At 72.9% G+C, this 24,119-nt stretch carries 26 protein-coding genes and 2 pseudogenes; 16 read left to right on the top strand and 12 right to left on the bottom strand.

Annotated features, from left to right (window positions below):
• Positions 1 to 3: 3 nt before the first annotated feature.
• The 3 genes from ACFV9J_RS35695 to ACFV9J_RS35685 form a co-directional block, all read right to left on the bottom strand.
• Positions 4 to 183 carry a hypothetical protein gene (locus ACFV9J_RS35695; RefSeq protein ID WP_385361617.1) on the bottom strand — a complete coding sequence of 60 codons (180 nt, stop codon included), beginning with the start codon at positions 181 to 183 and terminating at the stop codon, positions 4 to 6.
• Between the two features lie 63 nt (positions 184 to 246).
• Positions 247 to 1,122: an undecaprenyl-diphosphate phosphatase gene (locus tag ACFV9J_RS35690; RefSeq protein WP_385361615.1), complete on the bottom strand. Its 876-nt coding sequence runs from the start codon at positions 1,120 to 1,122 to the stop codon at positions 247 to 249.
• Positions 1,123 to 1,435: 313 nt separating this feature from the next.
• Positions 1,436 to 2,209 (bottom strand): TVP38/TMEM64 family protein, encoded by a 774-nt coding sequence (locus ACFV9J_RS35685; protein WP_385361613.1) that lies wholly within the window; start codon positions 2,207 to 2,209, stop codon positions 1,436 to 1,438.
• Positions 2,210 to 2,258: 49 nt separating this feature from the next.
• Here ACFV9J_RS35685 and ACFV9J_RS35680 point away from each other — a divergent pair, with 49 nt between their 5' ends.
• The 3 genes from ACFV9J_RS35680 to ACFV9J_RS35670 all read left to right on the top strand — a co-directional run bounded on the left by ACFV9J_RS35680 (position 2,259) and on the right by ACFV9J_RS35670 (position 5,394).
• Complete coding sequence (locus tag ACFV9J_RS35680) at positions 2,259 to 2,981, top strand: DNA alkylation repair protein (protein ID WP_385361611.1); 723 nt, start codon at positions 2,259 to 2,261, stop codon at positions 2,979 to 2,981.
• Between the two features lie 287 nt (positions 2,982 to 3,268).
• A complete protein-coding gene (gene tuf, locus ACFV9J_RS35675; RefSeq protein WP_385361609.1) occupies positions 3,269 to 4,447 on the top strand; it encodes an elongation factor Tu in 1,179 nt (392 codons plus the stop codon).
• Between the two features lie 101 nt (positions 4,448 to 4,548).
• Complete coding sequence (locus tag ACFV9J_RS35670; RefSeq protein WP_385361607.1) at positions 4,549 to 5,394, top strand: spermidine synthase; 846 nt, start codon at positions 4,549 to 4,551, stop codon at positions 5,392 to 5,394.
• A gap of 21 nt (positions 5,395 to 5,415) precedes the next feature.
• Here ACFV9J_RS35670 and ACFV9J_RS35665 read toward each other — a convergent pair whose 3' ends face one another.
• Positions 5,416 to 6,447 (bottom strand): hypothetical protein, encoded by a 1,032-nt coding sequence (locus ACFV9J_RS35665; RefSeq protein ID WP_385361605.1) that lies wholly within the window; start codon positions 6,445 to 6,447, stop codon positions 5,416 to 5,418.
• A 76-nt stretch (positions 6,448 to 6,523) separates the two neighbouring features.
• Positions 6,524 to 7,435 (bottom strand): hypothetical protein, encoded by a 912-nt coding sequence (locus ACFV9J_RS35660; protein WP_385361603.1) that lies wholly within the window; start codon positions 7,433 to 7,435, stop codon positions 6,524 to 6,526.
• Between the two features lie 84 nt (positions 7,436 to 7,519).
• On the opposite strand from ACFV9J_RS35660, the gene ACFV9J_RS35655 reads away from it, so the two are divergent.
• Both ACFV9J_RS35655 and ACFV9J_RS35650 read left to right on the top strand, forming a co-directional pair.
• Positions 7,520 to 7,957, top strand: coding sequence for a DUF4442 domain-containing protein (locus ACFV9J_RS35655; RefSeq protein ID WP_385361689.1), 438 nt, complete (start codon positions 7,520 to 7,522; stop codon positions 7,955 to 7,957).
• 88 nt (positions 7,958 to 8,045) lie between these two features.
• Positions 8,046 to 8,681: a DedA family protein gene (locus ACFV9J_RS35650; RefSeq protein WP_385361602.1), complete on the top strand. Its 636-nt coding sequence runs from the start codon at positions 8,046 to 8,048 to the stop codon at positions 8,679 to 8,681.
• A gap of 63 nt (positions 8,682 to 8,744) precedes the next feature.
• Here the strand turns inward: ACFV9J_RS35650 and ACFV9J_RS35645 are convergent, their stop codons facing one another.
• A complete protein-coding gene (locus ACFV9J_RS35645; protein WP_385361600.1) occupies positions 8,745 to 9,281 on the bottom strand; it encodes a gamma carbonic anhydrase family protein in 537 nt (178 codons plus the stop codon).
• Positions 9,282 to 9,388: 107 nt separating this feature from the next.
• Between ACFV9J_RS35645 and ACFV9J_RS35640 the strand changes: the two genes are divergently transcribed.
• Positions 9,389 to 10,192 carry an acyltransferase gene (locus tag ACFV9J_RS35640; RefSeq protein ID WP_385361598.1) on the top strand — a complete coding sequence of 268 codons (804 nt, stop codon included), beginning with the start codon at positions 9,389 to 9,391 and terminating at the stop codon, positions 10,190 to 10,192.
• Between the two features lie 30 nt (positions 10,193 to 10,222).
• On the opposite strand, the pseudogene ACFV9J_RS35635 reads toward ACFV9J_RS35640, so the two are convergent.
• Together ACFV9J_RS35635 and ACFV9J_RS35630 are read right to left on the bottom strand one after the other, a co-directional pair.
• Positions 10,223 to 10,765 (bottom strand): annotated as a pseudogene (locus tag ACFV9J_RS35635) (EamA family transporter); the annotation flags it as partial.
• Between the two features lie 223 nt (positions 10,766 to 10,988).
• A pseudogene (locus ACFV9J_RS35630) lies at positions 10,989 to 11,303 on the bottom strand (hypothetical protein); the annotation flags it as partial.
• Positions 11,304 to 11,434: 131 nt separating this feature from the next.
• Between ACFV9J_RS35630 and ACFV9J_RS35625 the strand changes: the two are divergent.
• Entirely contained in the window at positions 11,435 to 12,007 is a 573-nt protein-coding gene (locus tag ACFV9J_RS35625; RefSeq protein WP_385361596.1) for a helix-turn-helix domain-containing protein, read from the top strand.
• A 43-nt stretch (positions 12,008 to 12,050) separates the two neighbouring features.
• Positions 12,051 to 12,608 (top strand): YbaK/EbsC family protein, encoded by a 558-nt coding sequence (locus tag ACFV9J_RS35620; protein ID WP_385361594.1) that lies wholly within the window; start codon positions 12,051 to 12,053, stop codon positions 12,606 to 12,608.
• Positions 12,609 to 12,612: 4 nt separating this feature from the next.
• On the opposite strand, the gene ACFV9J_RS35615 is transcribed toward ACFV9J_RS35620, so the two are convergent.
• Complete coding sequence (locus ACFV9J_RS35615; RefSeq protein ID WP_385361592.1) at positions 12,613 to 13,695, bottom strand: cation diffusion facilitator family transporter; 1,083 nt, start codon at positions 13,693 to 13,695, stop codon at positions 12,613 to 12,615.
• Positions 13,696 to 13,800: 105 nt separating this feature from the next.
• On the opposite strand from ACFV9J_RS35615, the gene ACFV9J_RS35610 reads away from it, so the two are divergent.
• The gene (locus ACFV9J_RS35610; RefSeq protein WP_385361590.1) at positions 13,801 to 14,160 is read left to right on the top strand and encodes an ArsR/SmtB family transcription factor; all 360 of its coding nucleotides are present in this window, start codon (positions 13,801 to 13,803) and stop codon (positions 14,158 to 14,160) included.
• Positions 14,161 to 14,215: 55 nt separating this feature from the next.
• Here the strand turns inward: ACFV9J_RS35610 and ACFV9J_RS35605 are convergent, their stop codons facing one another.
• Positions 14,216 to 15,439, bottom strand: coding sequence for a 4-hydroxybenzoate 3-monooxygenase (locus tag ACFV9J_RS35605; RefSeq protein ID WP_385361589.1), 1,224 nt, complete (start codon positions 15,437 to 15,439; stop codon positions 14,216 to 14,218).
• 158 nt (positions 15,440 to 15,597) lie between these two features.
• Here ACFV9J_RS35605 and ACFV9J_RS35600 point away from each other — a divergent pair, with 158 nt between their 5' ends.
• The 3 genes from ACFV9J_RS35600 to ACFV9J_RS35590 all read left to right on the top strand — a co-directional run bounded on the left by ACFV9J_RS35600 (position 15,598) and on the right by ACFV9J_RS35590 (position 19,737).
• A complete protein-coding gene (locus ACFV9J_RS35600; RefSeq protein WP_385361587.1) occupies positions 15,598 to 17,010 on the top strand; it encodes a hypothetical protein in 1,413 nt (470 codons plus the stop codon).
• A gap of 154 nt (positions 17,011 to 17,164) precedes the next feature.
• Positions 17,165 to 18,409: an AAA family ATPase gene (locus tag ACFV9J_RS35595; RefSeq protein ID WP_385361585.1), complete on the top strand. Its 1,245-nt coding sequence runs from the start codon at positions 17,165 to 17,167 to the stop codon at positions 18,407 to 18,409.
• Positions 18,410 to 18,450: 41 nt separating this feature from the next.
• A complete protein-coding gene (locus tag ACFV9J_RS35590; protein ID WP_385361687.1) occupies positions 18,451 to 19,737 on the top strand; it encodes a VWA-like domain-containing protein in 1,287 nt (428 codons plus the stop codon).
• 12 nt (positions 19,738 to 19,749) lie between these two features.
• On the opposite strand, the gene ACFV9J_RS35585 is transcribed toward ACFV9J_RS35590, so the two are convergent.
• Positions 19,750 to 20,157 carry a CoA-binding protein gene (locus ACFV9J_RS35585; protein ID WP_385361583.1) on the bottom strand — a complete coding sequence of 136 codons (408 nt, stop codon included), beginning with the start codon at positions 20,155 to 20,157 and terminating at the stop codon, positions 19,750 to 19,752.
• 150 nt (positions 20,158 to 20,307) lie between these two features.
• On the opposite strand from ACFV9J_RS35585, the gene ACFV9J_RS35580 reads away from it, so the two are divergent.
• Together ACFV9J_RS35580 and ACFV9J_RS35575 are read left to right on the top strand one after the other, a co-directional pair.
• Positions 20,308 to 21,045: a hypothetical protein gene (locus ACFV9J_RS35580; protein WP_385361581.1), complete on the top strand. Its 738-nt coding sequence runs from the start codon at positions 20,308 to 20,310 to the stop codon at positions 21,043 to 21,045.
• Between the two features lie 71 nt (positions 21,046 to 21,116).
• Positions 21,117 to 21,743, top strand: coding sequence for a YigZ family protein (locus ACFV9J_RS35575; RefSeq protein ID WP_385361579.1), 627 nt, complete (start codon positions 21,117 to 21,119; stop codon positions 21,741 to 21,743).
• Between the two features lie 85 nt (positions 21,744 to 21,828).
• Here ACFV9J_RS35575 and ACFV9J_RS35570 read toward each other — a convergent pair whose 3' ends face one another.
• The gene (locus ACFV9J_RS35570) at positions 21,829 to 22,200 is read right to left on the bottom strand and encodes a hypothetical protein (RefSeq protein ID WP_385361577.1); all 372 of its coding nucleotides are present in this window, start codon (positions 22,198 to 22,200) and stop codon (positions 21,829 to 21,831) included.
• Between the two features lie 519 nt (positions 22,201 to 22,719).
• Here ACFV9J_RS35570 and ACFV9J_RS35565 point away from each other — a divergent pair.
• Positions 22,720 to 23,514 carry a hypothetical protein gene (locus tag ACFV9J_RS35565; RefSeq protein ID WP_385361575.1) on the top strand — a complete coding sequence of 265 codons (795 nt, stop codon included), beginning with the start codon at positions 22,720 to 22,722 and terminating at the stop codon, positions 23,512 to 23,514.
• Positions 23,515 to 23,755: 241 nt separating this feature from the next.
• A partial coding sequence (locus ACFV9J_RS35560) for a transposase family protein (protein WP_385361574.1) occupies positions 23,756 to 24,119 on the top strand: 364 nt, incomplete at its 3' end.

Raw genomic sequence — 24,119 nt, 5'->3', positions numbered from 1 at the left:
GGCTCAGGCCGCCTCGATGACCTTTCCGCGGATCGCGTTTGCCCACTCGACCACCAGCAACTCGTACTCCACACGCTCCTGCGCCGACAGGGTCCCGCCCGCGCGCCGCCACAGCGCGCGGATCTGATCGTTCAGCTCCGCGGCGGACCGCACGGAACCAGGCGTCACGTAATCGGGGGACATGCGGACAAGCCTAGGGGCAAGCACTGACACTGCGCTACCGGACGGCTACACAAGCGGTTCCGGTCAGCCGGCGGACTCCGCGGCGTGCGGGCTGAGGGCACCCGTCGCGACCAGGGCGATGATGACGATGCCGAGCGCGATGCGGTACCAGACGAACGGCATGAAGCTCTTGGTGGAGATGAACTTCATGAACCAGGCGATGACCACGTATCCAACGGCGAAGGCGATGACCGTCGCGAAGAGCGTCGGTCCCCAGGAGACGTGGTCGCTCTCCATCGCGTCCTTCAGCTCGAACGCGCCGGACGCGAGCACCGCCGGGACCGCGAGCAGGAACGAGTACCGGGCGGCGGCCTCGCGCCGGTAGCCCATGAAGAGGCCGCCGCTGATGGTCGCGCCGGAGCGGGAGACGCCGGGGACGAGGGCCGCCGCCTGGCACAGGCCGTAGATCAGGCCGTCCCGCACGTTCAGGTTCTCCAGCTCCTTGCGCTGCTTGGGCGTGCGGTGCCGGCCGCCCTTCTCGTCCCGGGCGGCCATCCGGTCGGCGATGCCGATGATCACGCCGACGACGATCAGCATCGTCGCGGTGATGCGCAGGTCACGGAAGGGGCCCTCGATCTGGTCCTTCAGCGTCAGGCCGAGCACGCCGATCGGGATCGAGCCGACGATCACCAGCCAGCCCATGCGCGCGTCGGGGTCGTGGCGCATCGACTTGTCGGTGAGGGAGCGCGTCCACGCCGCGATGATCCGCCCGATGTCCTTGCGGAAGTAGATGAGCACCGCGGCCTCGGTGCCGATCTGCGTGATCGCCGTGAAGGCGGCGCCCGGGTCGTGCCAGCCGGAGAACGCCGCGGTCAGCCGCAGGTGCGCGCTGGAGGACACGGGGAGGAACTCGGTCAGTCCCTGGACGAGTCCGAGGACGAGGGATTCAAACCAAGACATGGAGTTGCGTCAGTCCAAGTGGCGATCGGAGAACGGCGAGGAACGGTCGGCGGACACGCCGAACCGTCGCGTGCGGTGATCGGGACCTGGCGTGCCGTGGGGCAGCGTAGCGCCCCGAAATGAACCCCGGACGACGGGGGTGAGCGGGTCTACGCCCCCGCCGGGCCCGTCACCCTCGTCCACGCCCCGCACGAACGCGGCGCCCGCTACGGCCTGCAGACCATGTGCGAGGCGGGCGGTCTCGCCAACGCCATGATCCTGGAAGCGGTGTAACGCCTCGTCAGCATCGGCTTGGCGGGCGCTCAGTGCCCGCTCAGCGCCCGCGCAGCCGGTGCCGCTTGCGCCAGGCCACCACCGCGCCCGCGAGCCCCGGCAGGGCGATGCAGGCCAGGGCGATCAGGAAGGCGGGGGAGGTCGGCGTCGAGGCACGGGCGCCCGCGACGACGTAGGCGGCGGTGTTGGGGATCGAACCGAGCCCCGTCGCGAGCAGGAAGGGGAGCAGACCCATGCGGGACACGGCCGCGCAGTAGTTGGACGCCGCGAAGGGCACCCCCGGGAACAGCCGCATCGCCAGCATCGTCCGGAAACCGTGCCGGCTCAGCTGCCCGTCCGCGCCCTTCAGCCACTTGCCCCGCAGCAGCGGGCGCAGCGCCTCCTGGCCGAGGACCCGGCCGAGGCAGAAGGCGACCCCGGCGCCGAGCACCGTCCCCGCGAGCGCGGAGGCCAGCCCCAGCTGCGAGCCGAACAGGGCGCCGGCCGCCAGGTTGAGCAGCGGACGCGGTACGAAGGCGACCGTGCACAGCCCGTACGCCACCGCGTACGCGACGGCCGCCGCGGCGCCCCCGAGCTGAGGCGGCCAGCCGTTCGTCAGCAACTGCTGCGGCTGGAACAGCACCACCGTCGTCGCGGCCGAGGCCAGCAGGGCGACGAGCAGGGAGAGCCGGGACCACGGCGACAGCAGCACTCTCGTCACACGCGCGGCGAAGCCGGTCGGCGCGACCGGTCCTGCGGCGACGACGGCGAGTTCGGCGGCGGCCCGGGGAGAGACCGTGGCGGTGCCCCCAGAGCGGGTGGTGGCATCGAGCATCCGGTGACACTAACCGACAAATGTGTGTGATCGCCGTATGGTGCGTCTCATGAGCGTCACAGCCCGGCCGATTCCGGACGCGCCGCACAGCGTCCTCGCCGACACGGTACTGGAGCGGCTCACCGTCGAATACCCCGCCGCGGCCGACCCCGAGCGGGCCGTCGGGCTCCGGGCGTACATGAAGGACGTGGCGCCGTTCCTGGGCATGACCTCGCCCGTTCGCCGCTCCCTGTCCCGCACCGTGCTGGCAGGGGTGCCCCGCCCGGACGAGTCGGACTGCACCGCGGTCGCGCTGCGCTGCTGGCGGCTGCCCGAGCGCGAGTACCACTACTTCGCCGTCGACTACCTGCGCCGGTATGTGACGCACTGCTCGTCCGGATTCCTGCCCGTGGTGCGGTACCTGCTCACCGCGGTCCCTTGGTGGGACACCGTCGACCTGCTCGCCGCACACGTCGTCGGGGGCCTGGTCACCGCCGACCGCGGCCTCACGGCCGACATGGACGCCTGGATCGGGGACGAGGACCGCTGGCTGGTCCGCGCGGCCCTCCTCCACCAGCTGCGGTACAAGGAACGCACCGACACCGATCGCCTCTTCGGCTACTGCCTGCGCCAGTCCGGCCACGGCGACTTCTTCGTCCGCAAGGCCGTCGGCTGGTGCCTGCGCGAGTACGCCAAGACCGACCCGGACGCCGTGCGCGCCTTCGTCGCCGAGCACCGCGCGCGCCTCGCGCCGCTGTCCGCGCGGGAGGCGCTGCGGACCATCGGCCCGTAGCGCCGGACCGGGACCGGGACCGGGACCGGTCTCGACCTGCCGTTCCATCAAAAACCATTCGACGTGCGACGAAGCGTCGGCAATGATCTGCCTCATGTTCCGGTACGCCTTCCACCTCGCAGCATCCGCGGTCGCGGATGCCCCGAAGGCTGCCGTCGCCCACTTCACCGCCGCAGTCGACGGCGCCCGAAGCTGACCCTCCCCGGATCGTCCGGCGGACCCCGCAGGGGGAGGGTCGGCCGGCCCCAGGGGTCCCCACCACCGCCACGAGGCTTCGAGGTACCGCCATGTCCAAGACGGCGTACGTCCGCACCAAACCGCATCTGAACATCGGCACGATGGGCCATGTCGACCACGGCAAGACCACCCTGACCGCCGCCATCACCAAGGTCCTCGCCGAGCGCGGGTCCGACGGCACCACCCAGTACGTCTCCTTCGACCGCATCGACCGCGCCCCCGAGGAGGCGGCGCGCGGCATCACGATCAACATCGCGCACGTCGAGTACGAGACCGACACCCGGCACTACGCCCACGTCGACATGCCCGGCCACGCCGACTACGTCAAGAACATGGTCACGGGCGCCGCCCAGCTCGACGGGGCGATCCTCGTCGTCTCCGCGCTGGACGGGATCATGCCGCAGACCGCCGAACACGTGCTGCTCGCCCGGCAGGTGGGCGTCGACCACATCGTGGTCGCGCTCAACAAGGCCGACGCGGGTGACGAGGAGCTGACCGACCTGGTCGAGCTGGAGGTACGCGAACTGCTCACCGCGCACGGCTACGGCGGCGACGCCGTGCCCGTCGTGCGGGTCTCGGGGCTGAAGGCCCTGGAGGGCGACCCGAGGTGGACGGCCTCCGTCGAGGCGCTGCTCGACGCCGTGGACACCTACGTGCCCATGCCCGAGCGGTACCTGGACGCGCCGTTCCTGCTGCCGGTGGAGAACGTGCTCACCATCACCGGCCGCGGCACCGTCGTCACCGGCGCCGTCGAGCGCGGCACCGTGCGCGTCGGCGACCGGGTCGAGGTGCTCGGGGCGTCCGTCGAGTCGGTCGTCACAGGCCTGGAGACCTTCGGCAAGCCGATGGAGGAGGCGCAGGCCGGGGACAACGTGGCGCTGCTGCTGCGCGGGGTCGCCCGCGACACGGTGCGCCGCGGCCACGTGGTCGCCGCGCCCGGCAGCGTCGTCCCGGCGCGGCGTTTCCGGGCCCGGGTGTACGTGCTCTCGACGCGCGAGGGCGGCCGCTCCACGCCGCTCACCACCGGCTACCGGCCGCAGTTCTACATCCGCACCGCGGACGTGGTCGGCGACGTGGACCTCGGCGAGGTGGCCGTCGCCCGGCCCGGGGACACCGTCACCATGACGGTCGAGCTGGGGCGGGACGTGCCGCTGGAGACGGGGCTCGGCTTCGCGATCCGCGAGGGCGGCCGCACCGTGGGGGCGGGGACCGTGACCGCGGTGGAGTGACCGCGATGGGGCGACCCCGGTGGCGTGAGTGCGGTGGGGTGAGCGCGGTGGCGTGAGTGCGGTGGAGCGGGCGTCCCGCCGGGCACCGGCACAATGGGCGGGTGAACGAAGCCATACCCGTCAGCCGGGTCACCGACCACGGCACCGCCAAGCTCATGCCCGACGTCGACCGGGCACGGGCCTGGCTGCTCACCGTGGACGGGGCGCCGCAGTCGTACGTCGACCTGGACGAGCCGGCGCACCTGGAGTTCGAGTACACGCGCCGGCTCGGCCACGTCCTGGACACGGTCGCCGAGCCGGGGCGCGCGCTGGACGTCCTGCACCTGGGCGGCGGCGCGTTCACCCTGCCCCGGTACGTGGCCGCGACCCGGCCCGGCTCACGGCAGGACGTCGTGGAGGCCGACCGGGGGCTGCTCGACCTGGTCGCCGAGCACCTGCCGCTGCCGCCGGACGCGGGCATCACCACCCACGGTGCCGATGCCCGCGCCTGGCTGGCGGCCGCCCCCGCGGACTCGGCCGACGTACTGGTCGCCGACGTCTTCGGGGGCTCACGCGTGCCCGCGCACCTGACGTCCCTCGGCTACGTGCGCGAGGCGGCCCGGGTCCTGCGCGCCGACGGCGTCTACGTGGCCAACCTGGCCGACGGGGCGCCGTTCGGCTTCCTGCGCGGCCAACTGGCCGGATTCGCCGCGTTCTTCGAGGAGCTGGCGCTGATCGCCGAACCGGGGGTGCTGCGCGGACGCCGCTTCGGCAACGCGGTGCTCGTCGCCGCGCACCGGCCGCTGGACACCGCCGCGCTGGCCCGGCGCACCGCCGCCGACGCCTTCCCGGCCAGGGTCGAGCACGGGCCCGCCCTGCGGGACTTCGCCGGCGACGCCCGTCCGGTGCGGGACGAGGACGCCGTACCGTCGCCCGAGCCGCCGGCCGGGGCGTTCGGCATCGGCTGAGCGGCGCCACCGGCCCGGGGCCTAGGACTCGGTCGGCGGTTCCTCGGTGAGGCGCACGGTGGCGAGGATCTTCTGGATCGTCGCCTCCGGGAGCTCCTCCTTGACGCCCTTGGGGCCGTAGAGGTTCCAGGTGACGAAGTCGCCCGCGCCGTTCTTGAACGCGAAGGTGATCGCCTTGCCCTCGGTGTCGCACTTGCCCTTCTTGGGAGCGCCCTCCGAGTGCGCCGTGATGACACTCCCCTTGATGCCCGAAGCGGTGGTGTACGGCTTCGGCTTGCCGTACTTCACGCTCTTCTTGTCCGGCTCGGTGTAACCGCCGTAGATCCACCACGGCACCCGGGTCTCGGCCGCCTGGTCGGTGGTCTTGGCGCCGCTCTCGCCGCGGGTGCCCGTGGTGGCGAGGGCGGTGGTCTCCTTGCGGCCGTCCTTGTTCTCGTCGGTCGTGCACCACTCGGACTTCAGGTAGGCCGGAGCGGTGACCGTGGTGCGGTCGGTCTTCCCGTCCTCCTCCCACTCGAAGCCGACGCTGGTGTCGGTGCTGTCGATCTCCCAGTCCGCCGGCACGTCGAACATGGTGCCGAAGCGCGGGTTGGCGACGACCTTCCAGCCGTCGACGGTGGCCTTCGCGCCCTCGCCCCCGCGCGGGTTCTCGTCGGAGCCCGACGCGCTCGGGTCGGCGGTGGGGGACTCGGACTTCTCCACGGTCGGGCTCGCGGACGTCTTCTTGTCCTTGCCGTCGTCCGCCTGGTCGTCCTTGTCACCGCCGAGCACCAGGAAGCCGGTGACGCCCGCGGCCACGACCACGGCGAGGGACGCGATGATCGCGACCAGCTTCGTCCGGTTGCCGCCACCGCCGCCACCCCCGCCCGTGGCCGGCTGCGGAGCGGTGACCGGCTGCGGCGTGCTCCACTGCTGCTGCCCGTACGCGCCGGGCTGCTGCTGGTAGCCCGGCTGCTGATACGGATTCGGCTGCTGGTACCCCGGCTGCTGGTAGGGATTGTTCTGATTCTGCGGGTTCTGCTCGCCCCCGGGCGGCTGCTGTCCTGGCCACATGAGCAGTCACCCTAATGCCGCCAGGGAAACGATTCGGTCACCGACCCTTGTCAGGGACGTACCGAAACCCGGAAGCCTAGGCGTCCGACGGCGTGTACTCCCTGACGGTGGCCAGGATGCTGCGCACGGTGGCGTCGGTCACCTCGTCGGCGACGTCCGCGGCGCCGAAGAACGACCACGACACGAAGTCGCCGTCGGCGGACTTGAAGGCGAAGGTGGTCGCCTTGCCGTTCACGTCGCACTTTCCCTTCTTCGCCACCCCGGCCGACCGGGAGGTGGCCAGGCTGCCCTCGATGCCGGAGTCGGTGGTGAAGGGAGTCACCGGCCCCGTCGAGACCTTGTCCCGGTCCGGCTGGGCGAAGGCCCCGTAGACCCAGGTCGCGGAGTCGGTCCTGACGATCTCCTCGGTGCTCCGGGCGCCGTTGTTGCCGCGGGTGCCCGCACTGGCCAGGGGCGTGTACTCGACCGAGCCGTCCCGGTCGCCGTCCGACCCGCACCACTTCTCCTTCAGGACGGCGGGGGCCTTCATGGCGACCAGGGGCTTCTCGTCGGGGTCGTCGTCCTCGGCGACGTAGGTCACCCAGTCGCGGGACTGCGGCACCCAGGAGGCAGGCACGTCGAAGGCGATGCCGTGGCCGGGGTTGGCCACGACGGTCCAGCCCTCGACGGAGGCCTTCGGGGTGCCGTCCCCGCCGCGCGGGTCGTCGGCGGGGGACGCGGACGGTGCGGAGGCGGACGCAGCGGAGACGGTGGGGCCGGGCCGTGCCCCGTCGTCCTCGCCGCCGCCCAGGAGCACCGTCCCGGTCACCGCGGCGGCGACCACCACGACCGCGGCGGCGACGATCGCCACCACCTTCGTACGGCCGTTGCCGGGCCCCCGGCCGGGCGGCCCGCCGCCCGGTGCGCCGGACGCGACGGTGGGGGCGTTCCATGGCGCGGGCTGCCGCGGGTCCGGTCCGCCGGTGGATGACTGTTCTCCTGGCCACATGGGCGCACAGCTTACGGCGATCTTCACGGGTGCCTGGCCCTGGAAGCTACTCACGGGTAACCTGCCTCCATGAGCGCAGATCAGATGTCGATCGGCGAGTTGCTCGCCGCCACGGTGCCGATGGTCCGGACCCTGAACCTCCAGTACCTGGAGACCACTCCGGAGAAGGCTGTCCTGGCCCTCCCGGACCAGAGCGAGTACCGCAACCACGTCGGCGGACCGCACGCCGGAGCCATGTTCACGCTGGGCGAGTCGGCCAGCGGCGCGATCGTGCTGGCCGCCTTCGGCGACCAGCTCTCCCGGGCGGTGCCGCTGCCGGTCACCGCGGAGATCGCCTTCAAGAAGATAGCCCTCGGTCCGGTCACCGCCACCGCGACCCTCGGCCGCCCCGCCGCGGAGGTCGTCGCTGAACTGGACGCGGGCAGCCGGCCCGAGTTCCCCGTGAGCGTCGCCATCCAGCGCGAGGACGGAGCCGTCACCGGTGAGATGACCGTCATATGGACCCTGCGCCCCAACAGCTGACCCCCGCCGACCCGGTACGCTTCCCGGTGCGCCTCGATCGAGGCGCACCGGGAACAGGGATCAGGTTCGCGAAGCGGAGGGTGGGGCGTTGCACGTCCAGGAATGGCTCGACACGGTGCCCGCGGCGGCCGTCTACGCCGTCGTCGGACTCGTCATCGGTCTGGAGAGCCTGGGCATTCCGTTGCCCGGCGAGATCATCCTGGTGTCGGCGGCCCTGCTGTCGTCGCAGCACGGCGGGATCGACCCGCTGGTCCTCGGCGCGTGCGCCAGCGCGGGCGCGGTGATCGGCGACTCCATCGGGTACGCCATCGGCCGCAAGGGCGGCCGGCCCCTGCTGGCCTGGCTGGGCGGGAAGTTCCCCAAGCACTTCAGCGAGGGGCATGTCGCCACCGCCGAGCGGTCCTTCCAGAAGTGGGGCATGTGGGCCGTGTTCTTCGGCCGCTTCGTCGCCCTGCTGCGGATCTTCGCGGGCCCGCTGGCCGGTGTGCTGCGGATGCCGTACTGGAAGTTCCTGATCGCCAACGTCCTCGGCGGCATCGTCTGGGCGGGCGGCACCACCGCCGTCATCTACTACGTCGGCGTCGTCGCCGAGGACTGGCTCAAGCGCTTCTCCTGGCTGGGCCTGGTGGTGGCCGTCCTGATCGGCGTCGCCTCGATGCTGATCGTCAAGCGCAGGGCGGGCAGGACCCAGCCGGAGGCCGAGCCGGCCGTCGCCGGGGAGTGAGGCGCGCCCCATAGGGGCGCGGGGAACTGCGCGAGCAACCACAACCAAGCCGCGGACGGCCGATCACAGATCCTCCCCCACCGCATCCCGATGCGCTCCAGCCAGCGCCGCGTACATCGTGCCGTTCAGCGTGACCCCCTGACGCTCCTCCTCCGTCAGCTCCCGCTTCACCTTCGCCGGCACCCCCGCGACCAGCGACCCCGGCGGCACCCGCATCCCCTGCGGGACCAGCGCCTGGGCGGCGACCAGCGAACCGGCGCCGATCACCGCGCCGTTGAGCACCGTCGCACCCATCCCGATCAGACAGTCGTCCTCGACGGTGGCGCCGTGCACCACGGCGTTGTGCCCGATGGAGACGCGCTCGCCGACGGTGACGGGGAAGCCGGGGTCGGCGTGGAGCGTGCAGTTGTCCTGGACGTTGCTGCTCGCCCCGACGGAGATCCGCTCGACGTCGCCGCGCAGCACCGCGCCGTACCAGACGCTCGCCCCGGCGTGCAGCGTCACGTCCCCGACGACCGAGGCGGTCGGCGCCACGAAGGCCTCCGCGTCCACCTTCGGTTCCTTGCCGCCGATGCCCGTGATCAGCGCCTTCTGCGTCATCTTCGCCTCCTGCTCGGGTGTCGTAGGGCACCGTACGCCACCCGTTGGGGTGAAGATCACAGCACGGTGCGGTCCTGGCCGCGGCGCGTGCGGTCTACCGTGAGCGGGTGCCCCACCGCAAGAACACGTTCTCGTCCTGGCGGAGCCGCCTCGCGCAGCAGGCCGTCCACGCGGGCTGGGCCTGGGTGCAGCGCACCGGTTCCGTCACCGCCGCGCGCCCCGGGCGGTTCCGGTTCGGCGCGCTGGGCACGGGCACGCGGCTCGCCTTCCCGCTCGGCACGGTCTTCGGCGAGCCCTGGATCCAGGTCGGCGCGCACTGCATCATCGGCGAGCAGGTCACGCTGACCGCCGGGCTCATGCCCGACCTCGACCTCGGACCGGAACCGATCCTGCGCATCGGCGACGGGGTCGTCCTCGGCCGCGGCAGCCACGTCATCGCGGACACCACGGTCACCATCGGCAGCGACTGCTACTTCGGCCCGTACGTCTACGTCACCTCCACCAACCACTCCTACGACGACCCGCGGCAGCCCATCGGCAAGCAGTGGCCGCGGATGGACCCGGTGGAGATCGGCCCCGGCTGCTGGATCGGCACCGGTGCGGTGATCCTGCCCGGCGCGCGGATCGGGCGGAACGTGGTCGTGGCCGCCGGTGCCGTGGTCCGGGGCACGGTCCCCGACCACGCCGTGGTGGCGGGCGCCCCCGCCCGCGTCGTACGGCGCTGGACACCGGCCGAGGGCTGGCAGCCGCCGCTGCGGACTCCGGCTCCGGTGCCGATTCCCGACGGGATCACGCCGGGGCAGCTGCGGGAGCTGTCGAAGCTGGACGACGAGGCGGTGGCCCGGCTCGCCGAACTGGACGACCCGGAGCGGGCGACGGGCAGGCTCGCCGAACCGGCCGCTGAGGGCTGAACGGGCGCGAGTGCCGAGCGGGTGCCGGCCTCAGCCCGTCGCCAGCAGCAGCGTGCCCACCAGCGCGAGGCCCGCGCCGGCCGCCTGCACGGCACGCAGCCGTTCGCTCAGGAGGCCCCGCGCGGCCAGCGCGGTCACCACCGGGTGGAGGGAGGCCAGGACGGCCGCGACCGTGACCGGGCCGTGCTGGGCGGCGATCGAGTACGTGCCGTTGGCCGCGACGTCGGCGAGGCCGACGAAGGCCAGGGCGGGCAGCGCGGTGAGCGGGAGACCCTGCCCGGGCAGGGCGGGGGCGCCGCGCCGGACGGACACCCACAGGGCCATTCCGCCCGCGGCGACGTTGGCGACGCGCTGCACGAACAGGGCCAGGAAGAGACCGGTGAGAGTGGTCGACGCCTCGGCGATGAGGGCCATCACCGCGCCGAAGCCGATCGCGGCGACGAGCGTGAGGACGACGGCCCGCCGCTGCACGGGCGCGCCCCTCAGCTGCGGACCCCCGGCGAGCACGACCCCGGCCACGGCGACCAGGACGCCCGCGAGCTGCGGCAGTCCGGGCCGCTCGCCCAGGACTAGGGTCTGTCCGGCGGATCAGGTCGCAGGAAAGAAGCGGTACCTCGTCGGCGCTGGTGAGCGGGGTCTGGTGCGTGCAGCTGCAAGGCGGAGGAGGGAGTCGACGCGATGGGGGTCCCCCCGCGCGAGCGCAGTCGAGCGTGGGGGAGTCGGCGAGTGACGACAACGCAGCAGATGGGCGTGCCAGACCCCGCGTCTGCGGCATGATCCGCCGGACAGACCCTAGGCCCACGGTCACCGGGACGGCCACGCCGAGCGAACCGAGCGGCGAGACGACACCCATCGGGCCCATGGCCAATGCCTTGTAGAACGCGAGCATCGCCACCGGCCCGACCAGCCCCGCCGCCACCGCGAACCACAGGTGCGGCGACGCCTCGCTCCAGGCGCCGGTCGCGGCCACTATCACACCGAGGACCGCGACCGCGATCGACTGTGAGACGACGACCACCGTGAGCGCCGGGGTGCGCCGGGTCAGGACCCCGCCGCCGAAGTCGGCCAGGCCCCACAGGACGCTGGTGGCCAGGGCGAACAGCGCTGTCATGATCCGGTCGCCTCGCAGTACAGTTCGGTGGACCTTCGGGTGCAGCAGACCATAGTTCAATCCGCTGCACCCTGTCATTCAAAATAATGTACGCACGCATGTACGCACCTGTACGAGTCCCTGGACGGAACGTGGCGGACCTCGACCTCCTGACCCAGTCCCTGGCGCGGAACGTCAAGCGCTGGCGCGGCGAACGCGGCTTCACCTTGGAGGCGCTGGCGGCGCGCGCCGGGGTCAGCCGCGGCATGCTCATCCAGATCGAGCAGGCCCGCACCAACCCCAGCCTCGGTACCGTCGTGAAGATCGGCGACGCCCTCGGCGTCAGCATCACCACCCTGCTCGACTGGGAACAGGGGCCCGCGGTCCGCGTCGTCCCCGCCGACGAGGCCGTCCGCCTCTGGCACACCGACGCCGGCAGCTTCAGCCGGCTGCTCGCCGGGGTGGAGGCGCCCGGCCCGCTGGAGATGTGGGAATGGCGGCTGATGCCGGGCGAGCGCAGCCTCTCCGACCCGCACCCCACCGGCACCGTCGAGCTGGTGCACGTCACCTCCGGCGAACTCGCCCTCACCGTCGACGGGGTGACCCACCGCGTGCCCACGGGTGCGAGCGCCTCCTTCGAGTCCGACACCCCGCACACGTACGGCAACGAGGGCGACGCGCCGATGGAGATGATCATGGCGGTCTCGGTGCCGCCCGTCCGCTGAGACGGCCGCTCACCGGGGCTCCGGCGGTTGTTAGCGTGCCGCCATGCACGCACCCATCGGGAACTTCGACAGCGCCACGCCCGCCCCGGACCGCCTCGACGCACTGACCCGCCCGGTCGCCGACGCCGTACGCCACTGGAGCGGCACCGTACCCGCCGACCAGATCCTCTACGTCGACACCGAACCGGAGTGGGCCGACACCGCCACCTTCGTCGAGCACTACGGCCGTGAGCTGCTCGAACAGTCCGCCAACTGCGTGGTGGTCACCGGCAAGCGCGGCGGCGGCACGACGCTGGCCGCCTGCGTGGTCCTCTCCACCGCCCGGGTCGACGTCAACGGCGTCGTACGCCGTCACCTCGGGGCACGCAAGGCCTCCTTCGCGCCGATGGACACCGCGACCGGCGAGACCGGCATGGAGTACGGCGGCATCACGCCGGTGGGCCTGCCCGGCGACTGGCCCGTGCTGGTGGACTCGGCCGTCGTCGACCTGCCGTACGTCCTCGTCGGCAGCGGACGCAGGCGCGGCAAGCTGCTCGTGCCGGGCAAGGCCTTCGCGGAGCTGCCCGGCGCCGAGGTGCTGGAAGGGCTGGGCGTCGCCTGACCCGTCACGCGGGGGCGTGGTGGGCGAGCGCCAGATGCGGATCCGCCTCGCCCGGGGACGGCGCCGGGTCGGCGTGGACCAGGGCGGCGGAAAGCCGCGGCACCGCGTGCAGCAGGGCGTGTTCGGCCGCCACGGCGACGCGGTGGGCCTCGCGGACCGTCGCCTCGCCGTCCACCACCAGGGCCACCTCGGCGCGCAGCCGGTGCCCGATCCAGCGCAGCCGCAGCTCGCCCACCCCGCGCACGCCGGGCACCTCGCCCAGTACGCGCTCGGCCCGGTCCACCAGCGCCGGGTCGACGGCGTCCATCAGCCGCCGGAACACCTCGCGCGCCGCGTCCCGCAGGACGAGCACGATCGCGGCCGTGATCGCCAGCCCCACGACCGGGTCGGCGAGCCGCCACCCCAGTGCCGCGCCGCCGGCGCCCAGCAGTACGGCCAGGGACGTGTACCCGTCCGTGCGGGCGTGCAGACCGTCGGCCACCAGCGCGGCGGAGCCGATCTCCCGGCCCACGCGGATCCGGTGGCGGGCCACCCACTCGTTGCCGGCGAAACCGACCACGGCGGCCACGGCCACCGCCGGGACGTGGGCGACCGGGCGCGGATCGAGCAGCCGGTCGACCGCCGTCCACGCCGCGAAGACGGCGGACGCGGCGATCGTCAGCACGATCACGATGCCCGCCAGGTCCTCCGCCCGACCGTAGCCGTAGGTGAAGCGCCGGGTCGCCGCGCGCCGGCCGAGGACGAAGGCGATGGCCAGGGGGACGGCGGTCAGCGCGTCCGCGGTGTTGTGCACCGTGTCCCCGAGCAGCGCCACCGATCCGGAGGCCACGACCACGGCCGCCTGTGCCAGCGACGTGGCGCCGAGCACCGCCAGCGACACCCACAGCGCGCGCAGCCCGCGGGCCGAGGCCTCCAGGGCCGGGTCCAGCTTGTCGGCGCTCTCGTGGGAGTGGGGTGTGAGCCGGTGGGCGAGGACGTGCGCGAACCGGCGCCACCGGGCGGCGGGGGAGCGGTGGTGGTGAGCGTGTTCGTCCTGGGAGTGATCCTGGTGGTGGTGATCGTGATCGTGCCGGTGCGGGTCGCTCATGGGTGCCCCTTCCGGTGTTCGGTGCCGGGCGCCTTGCGGTGTCCGGGGTCCGGTGTTTCGGTGCGGCGGGTGGACGCGCGCCGTCCGTCCCGCCATTATGTGCGTATGAGCGCACGCATGCACCTGTCACCTGCGGACGATGCGCACCCGCGTACACCGGGCGAGGAGCAGTTCGCCCTCGCCGCCGAGATCCTCGCGCTGCTCGGCGACCGCACCCGCCTGACCCTGCTGCACGCCCTGACCGGCGGCGAGGCGGACGTCACCACCCTCACCGAGGCCTGCGGGGCGGCCCGCCCGGCGGTCAGCCAGCACCTGGCCCGGCTGCGCATCGCGGGGCTGGTCGGCACCCGCAAGGAGGGGCGCCGGGTCGTGTACTCACTGCGGGACGGACATCTGCGCCGCCTGGTCGGCGAGGCGCTGAACGTGGCCGACCACCGGCTCGGCGACCGGCCGCTCCACGACTGAGCGACACGACTGAGCGACACGGCTGAGCGACCTGCCGTCCCGGCTGCCCGGACGCTCAGCCGGTGGTCCGCACGCCGAGGTACCGCTCGGCGAACTCCGCCGCCGCGGCCGGTGAGGAGAACAGGCGCCGCAGCCGGGCCTGCGCGGCACCCGCGCGGTACGGATCCCCCGACGCCGTGCCGTGGTACATCTCCGCGAGCCACCAGGAGAACTCCTGGTAGTCCCACACCCGGGCGAGACACGCGTCCGAGTAGCCGGCCAGTGCGGAGTCGTCGCCCTTCGTCAGCGACGCGACCAGCCCGTCGCCGAGCAGGAAGGCGTCGTGCAGGGCGAGGTTCAGCCCCTTGGCGGCGATGGGCGCGGTCAGGTGGGCCGCGTCCCCGGCCAGGAAGAGCCGCCCGAAGGCCATCGGCTCGACCACGTAGCTGTGCATGTCCAGCACGCGCTTCTCGATCAGCCGCCCCTCTTCGAGCGGCGGTGCGCCCGCCGCGCCGAGCCGTACCCGCAGCTCGGCCCAGACCCGCTCGTGCGACCAGTTCTCCGGGTCGTCGCCCGGCGGACACTGAAGGTAGTAGCGGGTCACCTCGGGGCTGCGCGCCATGTGCCCGGCGAAGCCGCGCGGATGCATGCCGAACACCACGCAGTCCGCGGACGGCGGTGCCTCGGCCAGCAGCGCCAGCCAGCCGACGCCGTAGTCGTGACGGGCGAGGCGGGCCCGCCCGGCGGGCAGCGACGCGCGCGTCACCCCGCGGGCACCGTCGCACCCCGCGACGAAGTCCGCCTCCACGACCCGGCGTTCACCGGATTCGGGGCAGACGTACGACACGGCCGGCCGGGCGGACCCGGCGCCGTGCAGGCGCACGTCCCGGACGCCGAACCGGATCTCCCCGCCGCGCACGTCCGCGTACTCCCGGACCAGGTCCGTCACCAGGAATTGCTGCGGGTAGACGAAGTGGTGACGCCCCGTCAGTCCTGTGTACCCGAAGCGGTACCGCTCCCCGGCGAACCGGAACTCGCACTCGGTGTGGGCCTGCGCCCGCTCCAACAGGGTCCGTGCCAGCCCGCGCCGTGCCAGCCCGCGCACGGCCCACTCCTCGATGACACCCGCCCGGGGCCGGTGTTCGACGACTTCGCGGGTCCCGGTCTCCAGCACCAGACAGTCGACACCCGCGGCGCGCAGGATGTTGCCGACGGTCAGCCCGGCCGGACCCGCGCCCACCACGACGACTGAAAAGGCTTGTGATGCTGCGGAGTTGGGATGGCGGGAGGGGGCGGTCACGCGGACATTATGTCGGCGGCGCACGGGCCACGGGAACGGTCGCGACGGCCCTCGCCGCGGGAAAACACCTGGCGGGCCCCGACCGGCGCGGCTATGCTCCCCGCGATGACTACTCCTCCTGGCAGATTGGGGGACCCGTCCGCGCAAGGTGAGTGCTGATGGCCACTCACTTCGTGAACGGGGACACCGACTCCCGCCTTTCCTTCTGGCAGCGCGTGCGCGAGTTCGCCGTGCCGCCCTCCATGATCGAGACCGCGACCGCGCGCCGCCGTGCCGGGGACTGGGCGGGCGCGTGCGCCGCCGCGGCCGTCGACGTCGACCTGGACCTGCGCTCCGTGGCCCGCGCCCACGGCCGCTCCCTCGCCTCCCGGCTCCGCACCGACCTGCGGCACCTCGCTCCCGACCTGCTGCGCTGGCACATGCCGAGAATCGCCCCGGACGGGCTGCTGCGCCCGGGCCTCACGCTCACCCTGGCCCGGTATGCCACCGAGGGCCGCGACGGCGTACGGCCGGTGCACCTCGTCGCCCGCACCCCACCCGCCTGGGCGGACGGCGGTCAGCGCATCAGCCTTGCCCTGTGGGACGGTTCGGGCACGGACGCCGGTCCCGCACGGCACCCGCATCCCCGGCCGAGCAGGCGCTTCCGGCTCGATCTGCACCGTCACCTGTGGGACGCGCGCAGCACCGGTGAGCTGCGCGTGCGCTCGGGCGCCGACCTGCCGCCGTCCGCCGGCGGCCCGCCCGACACCGCGGGCCCGTGGGGAGCGGTGCCGCCGGGGCGGCGCTGTGCCGTGGGCCGGTGGGAGGCCGAGGCGCGGATCCTGCTCCGGGCCGAGGGCACCGGCTGCGCGACGGTCGTCGTACGGGTCGGGTCCGGACGGCGGCTCGCCCTGGAACTGGACGCGGACGAAACCCTCTCGGCCGCGGCGCCGCGAATCGTCGCGGTGCCGGTGCCCACCGGCGGTGCCGCGTCCGCGCTGCCGGTGCTCCCCGACGCGGCCACCTGGGTCCTGCCCGACCTGGAACTGGTGCGCGCCGGTGCGATCGAGGCCGATCGGCTGCACCCGCTGGTCGCCTCCGCACTGGTACCTGGCCAGGTGCCGGGCGCCCGGCACCGGACACCGGACCCGGTCGCGGAGCCGCGGGTGGTGGACTGCCGGGGAGCCAGGCACCGGATCGGCCTCGTCGACGGGGTGCTGGCGGCGCTGGACCACGAGCCGTCCGAGATCCGGCGGGAGGAACTGCTCGCCGCGCTGACCGGCACGCCGCTGCCCTGCTTCCAGGTCATCGACGAGGCACACCGCCGCCCGGAGTGCCTCCCCGACATTCGCGAACGCCTCAACCACGGGGACACCGCCGGTGCCCTCGCCGCCGTCGAGGCCCTGCTCGGACCCGCCGCACGCCTGCGCGACGGCGACCTGCGGGACGACCTGGAGGCCGCCGCGCTGCGGCGGGTCGCCCACGGGCTGTTCCGCGCGGGCCTCGACGAGCCCGCTCCGGGACGTGTCGCCCCGGACCCGCACCGGCCCCGCGAAGGCCGTTCCCGCCCGCGCCACGCGACGTTCGACTGACCCCCGGGGACCGCGGACGTCCCGCCCGCGCCGACCTCTCCGCGCCGATCCCTCCGCACCGATCCCTCCGCGCCGACCTCTTCGCACCGATCCCTCGGCGCCGAACCCCTCCCACGACCGACAGCCCCAGCTACCGACCCCCAGGTGATGACAAATGATGACATGTGCTCCCGCCGTTCCCGCCCAGCTCGACGTCGCCGGTGACCTGCTGACGCTGCTGCGCGACACGACCACCGAACCCAGGCCCGACATCCAACTGGAGGCACTCACCCTGGCCGTGGCCGCCGACCTCCCCGTGCTGCTGTGGGGAGAGCCGGGGATCGGCAAGACCGCGGCCCTCACCCAGCTCGCCACCGCCCTGGATCTCCCGCTCACCACCGTGATCGCCAGCGTGCACGAGCCGTCCGACTTCTCCGGGCTGCCCGTCGTCGGCGACGACCCCGCGGAACAGGGCGTTCCGATGGCCCCGCCGGACTGGGCGGTGCGCCTGGTGCGGGCCGGCCGGGGACTGCTGTTCCTCGACGAGTTGTCCACCGCGCCGCCCGCCGTACAGGCGGCCCTGCTCCGGCTCGTCCTGGAACGCCGGATCGGCGCGCTCCGGCTGCCGCCCGGCGTCAGGATCGTGGCCGCCGCCAACCCGCGGTCCTCGGCGGCCGACGGCTGGGAGCTGAGCCCGCCCCTGGCCAACCGGTTCGTCCATCTCCAGTGGACCCACGACCAGGACGTCGTCGTACGGGGCCTCGGCGGGACCTGGCCCCGGGCGGCCCTGCCGAGCCTCGACCCGGGCGGGCTGGGCGAGGCGGTGCGTTACGCGCGCCGCGCGGTGTGCGAGTTCCTCACCGCCCGCCCCGGACTCGTGCACCGGCTGCCCAGCGGCGAGACACGCCGGGGCGGCGCCTGGCCGTCGCCCCGGAGCTGGGAGATGACCCTGTGCCTGATCGCCTTCGCGACCGCGGCCGGCTCGTCCAGGGAAGTGCTCTCCCTGCTGGTGCGGGGGACCGTGGGGGACGGCCCCGGCCTTGAACTGATGGCGAGCCTGGACCGGATGGACCTTCCGGACCCGGAGACCCTGCTCGCCGACCCGGCCGGTGCCGTACTGCCCGAACGGGGAGACCTCCGCCAGGCCGTGCTGGACGCAGTGGTGGCCGCCGTACGCAAACGGCCGGAGAAGTCCCGGTGGGACTCGGCGTGGGCGCTGCTGGCCCGGGCGATGGAGACCGGCGCCCCGGACGTCGTGGTCGTCCCGGCGACGACCCTCGCCACGCTGCGGCAGCAGGACTGGGACATCCCCGCCTCGATCGACCGGCTCGCCGGAGCCATGTCCCTCTCACGGCGCGCGGACCGCGCGGCCGACCGCGCGGCGGCACGGCTCGCGGGTACCGCGAAGGCGGGCCGGTGAAGCGGATGAAGCCGATGAAGTCGATAGACCCGACGAAGCCGATGAAGCCGACGCCGAGCCCGGTGGCCGTCGGGCCCGACCGGGTGCGGGTCGACCTCGACAGGCTCTTCGCCGCCCGGCTGCAGGCCGCCCGGGCCCGGCCCTATCTGGCGACGGCACTGTTCGCCCTGCACGTCGTCCCGTCGCGCAGGGTGCCGACGATGGCCGTCGACCGGTACTGGCGGTGCTACGTCTCGCCGGTCTTCGTGGACCGCACGCCGGTGGAGGAACTGGCCGGGGTCTGGGTGCACGAGGTCTCGCACCTCCTGCGCGACCACCATGGGCGCAGCGACCGGGTGGCCCGCGAGCGCGGGCTGACCGGCCCGTCGGAACGGCTGCGGATGAACATCGCCGCGGACTGCGAGATCAACGACGACGTGTTCGGCGACGGACTGGTCCGTCCGGAGGGCGCGGTCGATCCGGCGTTCCTGCAACTGCCCGAGGGACAGCTCATGGAGGACTACCTGAGCCGGTTCCGGCTCGGACGGCTCACCGAGAGCCTGGCCTGGCTGGACTGCGGCAGCGGTGCGGACGGCCTCGACAGGGAGTGGGACCTCGGCCCGGACGGTGCGGACGGCCTCAGCGAGCAGGAACGGGACGCGGTGCGCTTCCGGGTGGCCCGCGGCATCAGCGCCGCCCCGGGGAACGCCCCGAAGGGCTGGCGGCGATGGGCGGAGAAGGTGTTCCACCCGCCGCAGCCCTGGCGCGAGTTGCTGGGGGCGGCGGTCCGTTCGGCGACCTCCTCGGGCGGCGCGGGTGAGGACTACACGTACGGCCGGCCGTCGCGCCGCTCGGCGGGAACACCTGGTGTGGTGCTGCCCAGCCTGCGGCGCAGACCGCCTCGGGTCGCCGTGGTCATCGACACCTCCGGATCGGTCAGCGACGCCGAACTGGGCAGCGCCCTCCTGGAGGTCGCCGCGATCGCCCGTGCCGTCGGCGGCCGACGCGACCTGGTCAGCGTGGTGCCCTGCGACGCGGCGGCCCGCCTCGCGCACTCGCTCTGCCGGGACGAGGGGATCGAGCTGGTGGGCGGCGGCGGCACGGACCTGCGCACCGGCTTCGCCAAGGCGCTCGGGGCGCGCCCCGCGCCGGACGCCGTCGTGGTGCTGACCGACGGGCAGACGCCCTGGCCGGACACGCGGCCGGCGTGCCGGACGGTGGTGGGGCTGTTCCCCCGGGAGCGGACCGGCGGCTCCTGGAACGAGGACGACCCCGAGTACGTCCCCGACGCACCGCCCGACTGGGCCCGCGTGGTGGTCATCCAGTCGGGTCCGGGAGCCGGCCGGTGAGCCCCGGCGCGCTCAGCCCAGCCGCGGGATCTCGATCGCCGGGCACCGGTCCATCACCATGGCCAGGCCCGCGTCCCGGGTCCGCCCGTACGCCGCCTCGTCGACCACGCCGAGCTGGAACCAGACCGCCCGGGCGCCCTTGGCGACCGCCTCGTCGGCGACCGATCCGGCCAGGTCGCTGTTGACGAAGACGTCGACGACGTCCACGTCGAACGGGATCTCCGCGAGCGACGCGTACCCCTGCTCCCCGTGCACCGACTCCGCCTTGGGGTGTACGGGGACGACGCGCTTGCCGAAGCGCTGCAGCACCTCGGCGACGCCGTACGCCGCGCGCTGCCGGTTGTTCGACAGGCCCACCACGGCCCAGGTGTCGCCCAGCTCGGTGAGGATCTTGCGGACGGTTGCCTCGTCGCCGTACACCGGCGGCCTCCTCGTGCTCACGGGCGGCCCGCGGGTCGGGCCACCCGTTCGGGACAACGGACGGCGACGTGCCGGGATTCCCCCGCGGCCGCAGGGGTGCGGCGAGCGCGCCCCTGTGCGCCACCGCGTCACCGCGCCTACGCTCGCCTCGTGCTGCGCATCATCGACGCCCGGACCGGAGAACCCGCCCCCGCCGCCCCCGTCCGACGGGCGCCGACCCGTGTCGAGGCGCACGTGCCGGGGCGTGACGCCACCGCCCTGCGCGTGCTGCTGGTCGCGGACCTCCTGGTGCGCGCCCTGGAACTCGACAGCACGCCCGCGTGGGCCGTGCTGACCGGCGCGGCCGAGCGGGACGGACCGCGCAAGGACGCCGCCGCCCTCGGCATCCGGCCCTTCGAGGACGGTACGGCCGGACCCGGACCGGGCACCGGGCAGGGCGTCCGCGTCGTGAGCGAAGGGGAGGACGCGGGCGAGGGCGAGGGCGGGGACGCACAGGGCGTGGCCACGGTCGCCGTCGCCGGCGTGCACCCGGCCGTCCCCGACCTCGCCGATCCCGACGCGGTGCGCCTCGCCCTGCTGGAACGGCACCACCACGCGCGCGTGGAGCTCGACGCGACCGCGCTGGACGAGGCCCGCGCCACCCTCGCGGGGCTGCGCCGGGCGGTCGCCGACTGGGCGAGGCAGCCCTCGCGGCCGGTCCCGGGAGAGCTGCGCGACCAACTGCGGGCGGCCTGGGAGGACGACCTGGACGCCCCCGGCGTGCTGCGCGTCCTGCGGCGGGTGGAGAGCGACCCGGATCTTCCGGACGGAGCCCGGTTCGAGATCTGCGCGTACGCCGACCGGTTCCTCGGCCTCCACCTCACCCGGGACGTCGGGTCCCCGCCCTGACCGGAGGCGCCGCCCCGCGCCCCGCCGACGCCCCCGGGGAGCGCGGCACGGTGAGCGCATAGGCTGGCCGGATGCAGGACGAGTACCGCACGGTCGCCCGCGCGGGTGTGCACGAAACCGAGATCAACCGCTCGCGCTTCCTGTGCGCCCTCGCCCCGGCCGCCACCGAACAGGACGCCCAGGCGTTCGTCGCGGGCGTGCGCAAGGAGCACGCGGACGCCAGCCACAACTGCTGGGCGTACGTCATCGGCGCCGACGCCGGGGTCCAGAAGGCGAGCGACGACGGCGAGCCGGGCGGCACCGCGGGCGTCCCGATGCTCCAGATGCTGCTGCGCCGCGACATGCGGTACGTCGTCGCCGTCGTCACCCGCTACTACGGCGGCGTCAAGCTCGGCGCGGGCGGCCTCATCCGCGCCTACGGCGGCGCGGTCGGCGAAGCCCTGGACGACCTCGGCACCCTCACCCGGCGCCGGTTCCGCCTGGCCACCGTGACCGTCGACCACCAGCGGGCCGGCAAGCTCCAGAACGACCTGCGCACCGCGGGCCGCGCGGTGCGCGACGTGCGGTACGCCGAGGCCGTCACCATCGAGGTCGGTCTGCCGGAGGCCGACGTGGACACCTTCCGCTCCTGGCTCGCCGACGCCACCGCCGGATCGGCCGGGTTCGAACTGGGCGGAGAGGCGTACGGCGACGCCTGACGAGACGGAGCGAGCAGCCCGGCTGGTCATTCGGGGGTCCGTCGGCGGATCCGCGGGGGTGGGCGAGTTCGGCGGGGCACGCTCGCTATGCGCGGGCGTCGTCGACCTGGTCGACGAGGGTGAGAAGGGTGAGGAGGGCGTCGGCGGCGGGGCCGGAGGAGGCGGGGCTCTGGCCGGTGACGAGGAGGCCGTCGACGACGACGTAGGGCTGCCAGTCATCGGTCTTGGTGTAGTCGGCGCCGAGTCGCACGAGTTCGTCCTCGACGAGGAAGGGAACGATGTCGGTGAGCCCGACGGCGGCTTCCTCGCCGTTGGTGAAGCCGGTGACCTTCCGGCCGCGGACGAGGGGGGTGCCGTCGGGGTTGGTGGCGTGGCGCAGGGTGCCGGGGGCGTGGCAGACCAGGGCGAGGGGCTTGCCCGCGCGCAGGGTGGTTTCGATTCCATCCCGTGGGCCCACCGCTCCTGACCGCCGACGACCACAAGGGCCAGTGGTGAAGCAGGGGCCGGCAGGCGCTAGCGTGGTGGGGGCCGGTCCGGGGCCCCCGGGTCGGCTTGTGCCGGTTTCCGGTGTTATCAAGAGGAATATGTCGGTCAGGGCCCCTTCATGAAATTGCTGCACACATTTTCGGGGCGCTGCTTACCACGACTACGTAGAGTTTGACAAATGTGCAGGTCAGAGCGTTGCAGGTTCGCCCGAGAGAAGCTCGTTGGTGATGCCGGTGCTGGTTTGGTGCTGACCTGTGGGCACCCCTCGTCATCCCTGGCGACCTGTCCCGTGCTGGGTGTGTGCTGGCTCTCGTGAGCTTCGCCTGGGTGGCGGAGTGAACTCTGGCGGCCGCCATTTCAAGTCGCCGACGTGGTGAATGTGGTGGGGCGGAGAGTCGTCTGCCTCACCACATTGACATTTAGCGACGGGGTTCGTGCTGTTCTGGTCGTGTGCCCCCGTTGCCGGTGGATGGGGCGGCATTCTGTGCGTGTGGATGCACAGAACATTGGTGCTGCCTTCTCGGCGTTGGGGGCGGTGTTGTCGGGGGTGGCTGCAGTTGCTGCGGTGATGGTGGCGCGATGGCAGACCACGTTCGCACGTCGGGTCGCTTTGGAGGCGACGTACGCGCAGGCGGCAGTGGAGCGGGAGCTGCGGCTGGAGGTGCAGAGGGGCGAGGCGTGGACGGTGTTTTTGCGCACCGCAGATGCGTTCGTTGACGGGGTGTGGAGGTTGGGGGATATCGCCCCTGAGTTTCGTGTGGAAGTGCTTCGTGCGAAAAGTGAGGCGCTGGCGCAAGCGTGCTCGGGGCTGAGGATGTTGGGACCGGACCGTGTCGTTCGGTATGCCGAGGCGATGCGTGAGCGGTGCTCGCGCATGGAGCGGTATGCCGTCAAGCGGGCTGTGGTGCGTTCAGCACTGTTGGCGTTACAGGAAGGGTGGTGTCCGGGGGATGCGGAATGTTGTCAGTCGGATGCTCATTCCTCTGCGTGGGTGGCCTACGAATTGCTCGAAGGCTGGGGGGATCGCGAAGAGGATCAGCGTCCTGACGAACTCGATTTTCTGGAGTATCTGATCAGGGAGGCCGGTGCGCTGAACGACCCCGACCTCAAGCGGCTGCTCTCTGTCGCCCGTTCTCCTGTGTGCTGGGAGTTGCTGATCGCCGAGGACGGGTGGCTGCAGCCGCGCACTGGGTTCTATGAGGAGCGTGACGCGTTCACCACGGCTGTCCGCGATCATCTGGAGGGATCTGCGGGGGCGCTCAGCCATGCCGTGGTGGGCGGGTAAAAGGTGTCGCGGGTACCGAAATTGACACTCTTAGAGGGGGTCGACATGGACCCGATGACCTGTCACGTGGAATGCGAGCATTGCTGTCCTCTGAGCACAAGGCGGCGATCGCCGTGGGAGTCACTGAGCGTTTTCAGCAGGGCCACTGATCGGGTGACGCCGACAGGATGCGCAACGCACGAGGCTCCCGTGCCGTTGGGGGAGGTGTTCGAAGTCTCAACCCACAGGCACAGGAGCCGCGTTGGTTCCGTATTCTGCCGCACTCGACCTGCCGCACGCTCTGGTCGAGTGGGTAACCATGCTCATCGTCACTCGCGAGGGTGACCGACGGTGCAAACTCCCGCCGCACCAGCGTGCGCTGGTCGGCCTGGTGTACCTGCGCCGCCATGACACCCTCGCCCAACTCGCGGCAGGCTTCGGCATCTCCGTGGGCACCGCCCACTCCTACACCGCCGCCGTCATCAAGCTGCTCGCCGGCCGCGCCCCCGGCCTGCTGCGTGCCCTGCGCGAAGCTGACCCCGACTATGTCCTGCTGGACGGCACCCTCGCGGAGTGTGACCGGGTCGGCGACAGTCAGGCCGACTACTCCCACAAGCACAAACGGC

The organism is Streptomyces sp. NPDC059906 (genome assembly GCF_042730645.1).
In the GTDB taxonomy this organism is placed as follows: Bacteria; Actinomycetota; Actinomycetes; order Streptomycetales; family Streptomycetaceae; genus Streptomyces; species Streptomyces rubrogriseus.
The sequence above is the reverse complement of the archived record's forward strand: the minus strand, read 5'-3'. Positions and strand labels throughout refer to the sequence as shown.

Excerpts from the sequence above, each read along its gene's own strand:
- ACFV9J_RS35695 (WP_385361617.1), bottom strand. The coding sequence starts at position 183 with ATGTCCCCCGATTACGTGACGCCTGGTTCCGTGCGGTCCGCCGCGGAG.
- ACFV9J_RS35690 (WP_385361615.1), bottom strand. The coding sequence starts at position 1,122 with ATGTCTTGGTTTGAATCCCTCGTCCTCGGACTCGTCCAGGGACTGACC.
- ACFV9J_RS35685 (WP_385361613.1), bottom strand. The coding sequence starts at position 2,209 with ATGCTCGATGCCACCACCCGCTCTGGGGGCACCGCCACGGTCTCTCCC.
- ACFV9J_RS35680 (WP_385361611.1), top strand. The coding sequence starts at position 2,259 with ATGAGCGTCACAGCCCGGCCGATTCCGGACGCGCCGCACAGCGTCCTC.
- tuf (WP_385361609.1), top strand. The coding sequence starts at position 3,269 with ATGTCCAAGACGGCGTACGTCCGCACCAAACCGCATCTGAACATCGGC.
- ACFV9J_RS35665 (WP_385361605.1), bottom strand. The coding sequence starts at position 6,447 with ATGTGGCCAGGACAGCAGCCGCCCGGGGGCGAGCAGAACCCGCAGAAT.
- ACFV9J_RS35660 (WP_385361603.1), bottom strand. The coding sequence starts at position 7,435 with ATGTGGCCAGGAGAACAGTCATCCACCGGCGGACCGGACCCGCGGCAG.
- ACFV9J_RS35655 (WP_385361689.1), top strand. The coding sequence starts at position 7,520 with ATGTCGATCGGCGAGTTGCTCGCCGCCACGGTGCCGATGGTCCGGACC.
- ACFV9J_RS35645 (WP_385361600.1), bottom strand. The coding sequence starts at position 9,281 with ATGACGCAGAAGGCGCTGATCACGGGCATCGGCGGCAAGGAACCGAAG.
- ACFV9J_RS35620 (WP_385361594.1), top strand. The coding sequence starts at position 12,051 with ATGCACGCACCCATCGGGAACTTCGACAGCGCCACGCCCGCCCCGGAC.
- ACFV9J_RS35615 (WP_385361592.1), bottom strand. The coding sequence starts at position 13,695 with ATGAGCGACCCGCACCGGCACGATCACGATCACCACCACCAGGATCAC.
- ACFV9J_RS35610 (WP_385361590.1), top strand. The coding sequence starts at position 13,801 with ATGAGCGCACGCATGCACCTGTCACCTGCGGACGATGCGCACCCGCGT.
- ACFV9J_RS35600 (WP_385361587.1), top strand. The coding sequence starts at position 15,598 with ATGGCCACTCACTTCGTGAACGGGGACACCGACTCCCGCCTTTCCTTC.
- ACFV9J_RS35595 (WP_385361585.1), top strand. The coding sequence starts at position 17,165 with ATGATGACATGTGCTCCCGCCGTTCCCGCCCAGCTCGACGTCGCCGGT.
- ACFV9J_RS35590 (WP_385361687.1), top strand. The coding sequence starts at position 18,451 with ATGAAGCCGACGCCGAGCCCGGTGGCCGTCGGGCCCGACCGGGTGCGG.
- ACFV9J_RS35575 (WP_385361579.1), top strand. The coding sequence starts at position 21,117 with ATGCAGGACGAGTACCGCACGGTCGCCCGCGCGGGTGTGCACGAAACC.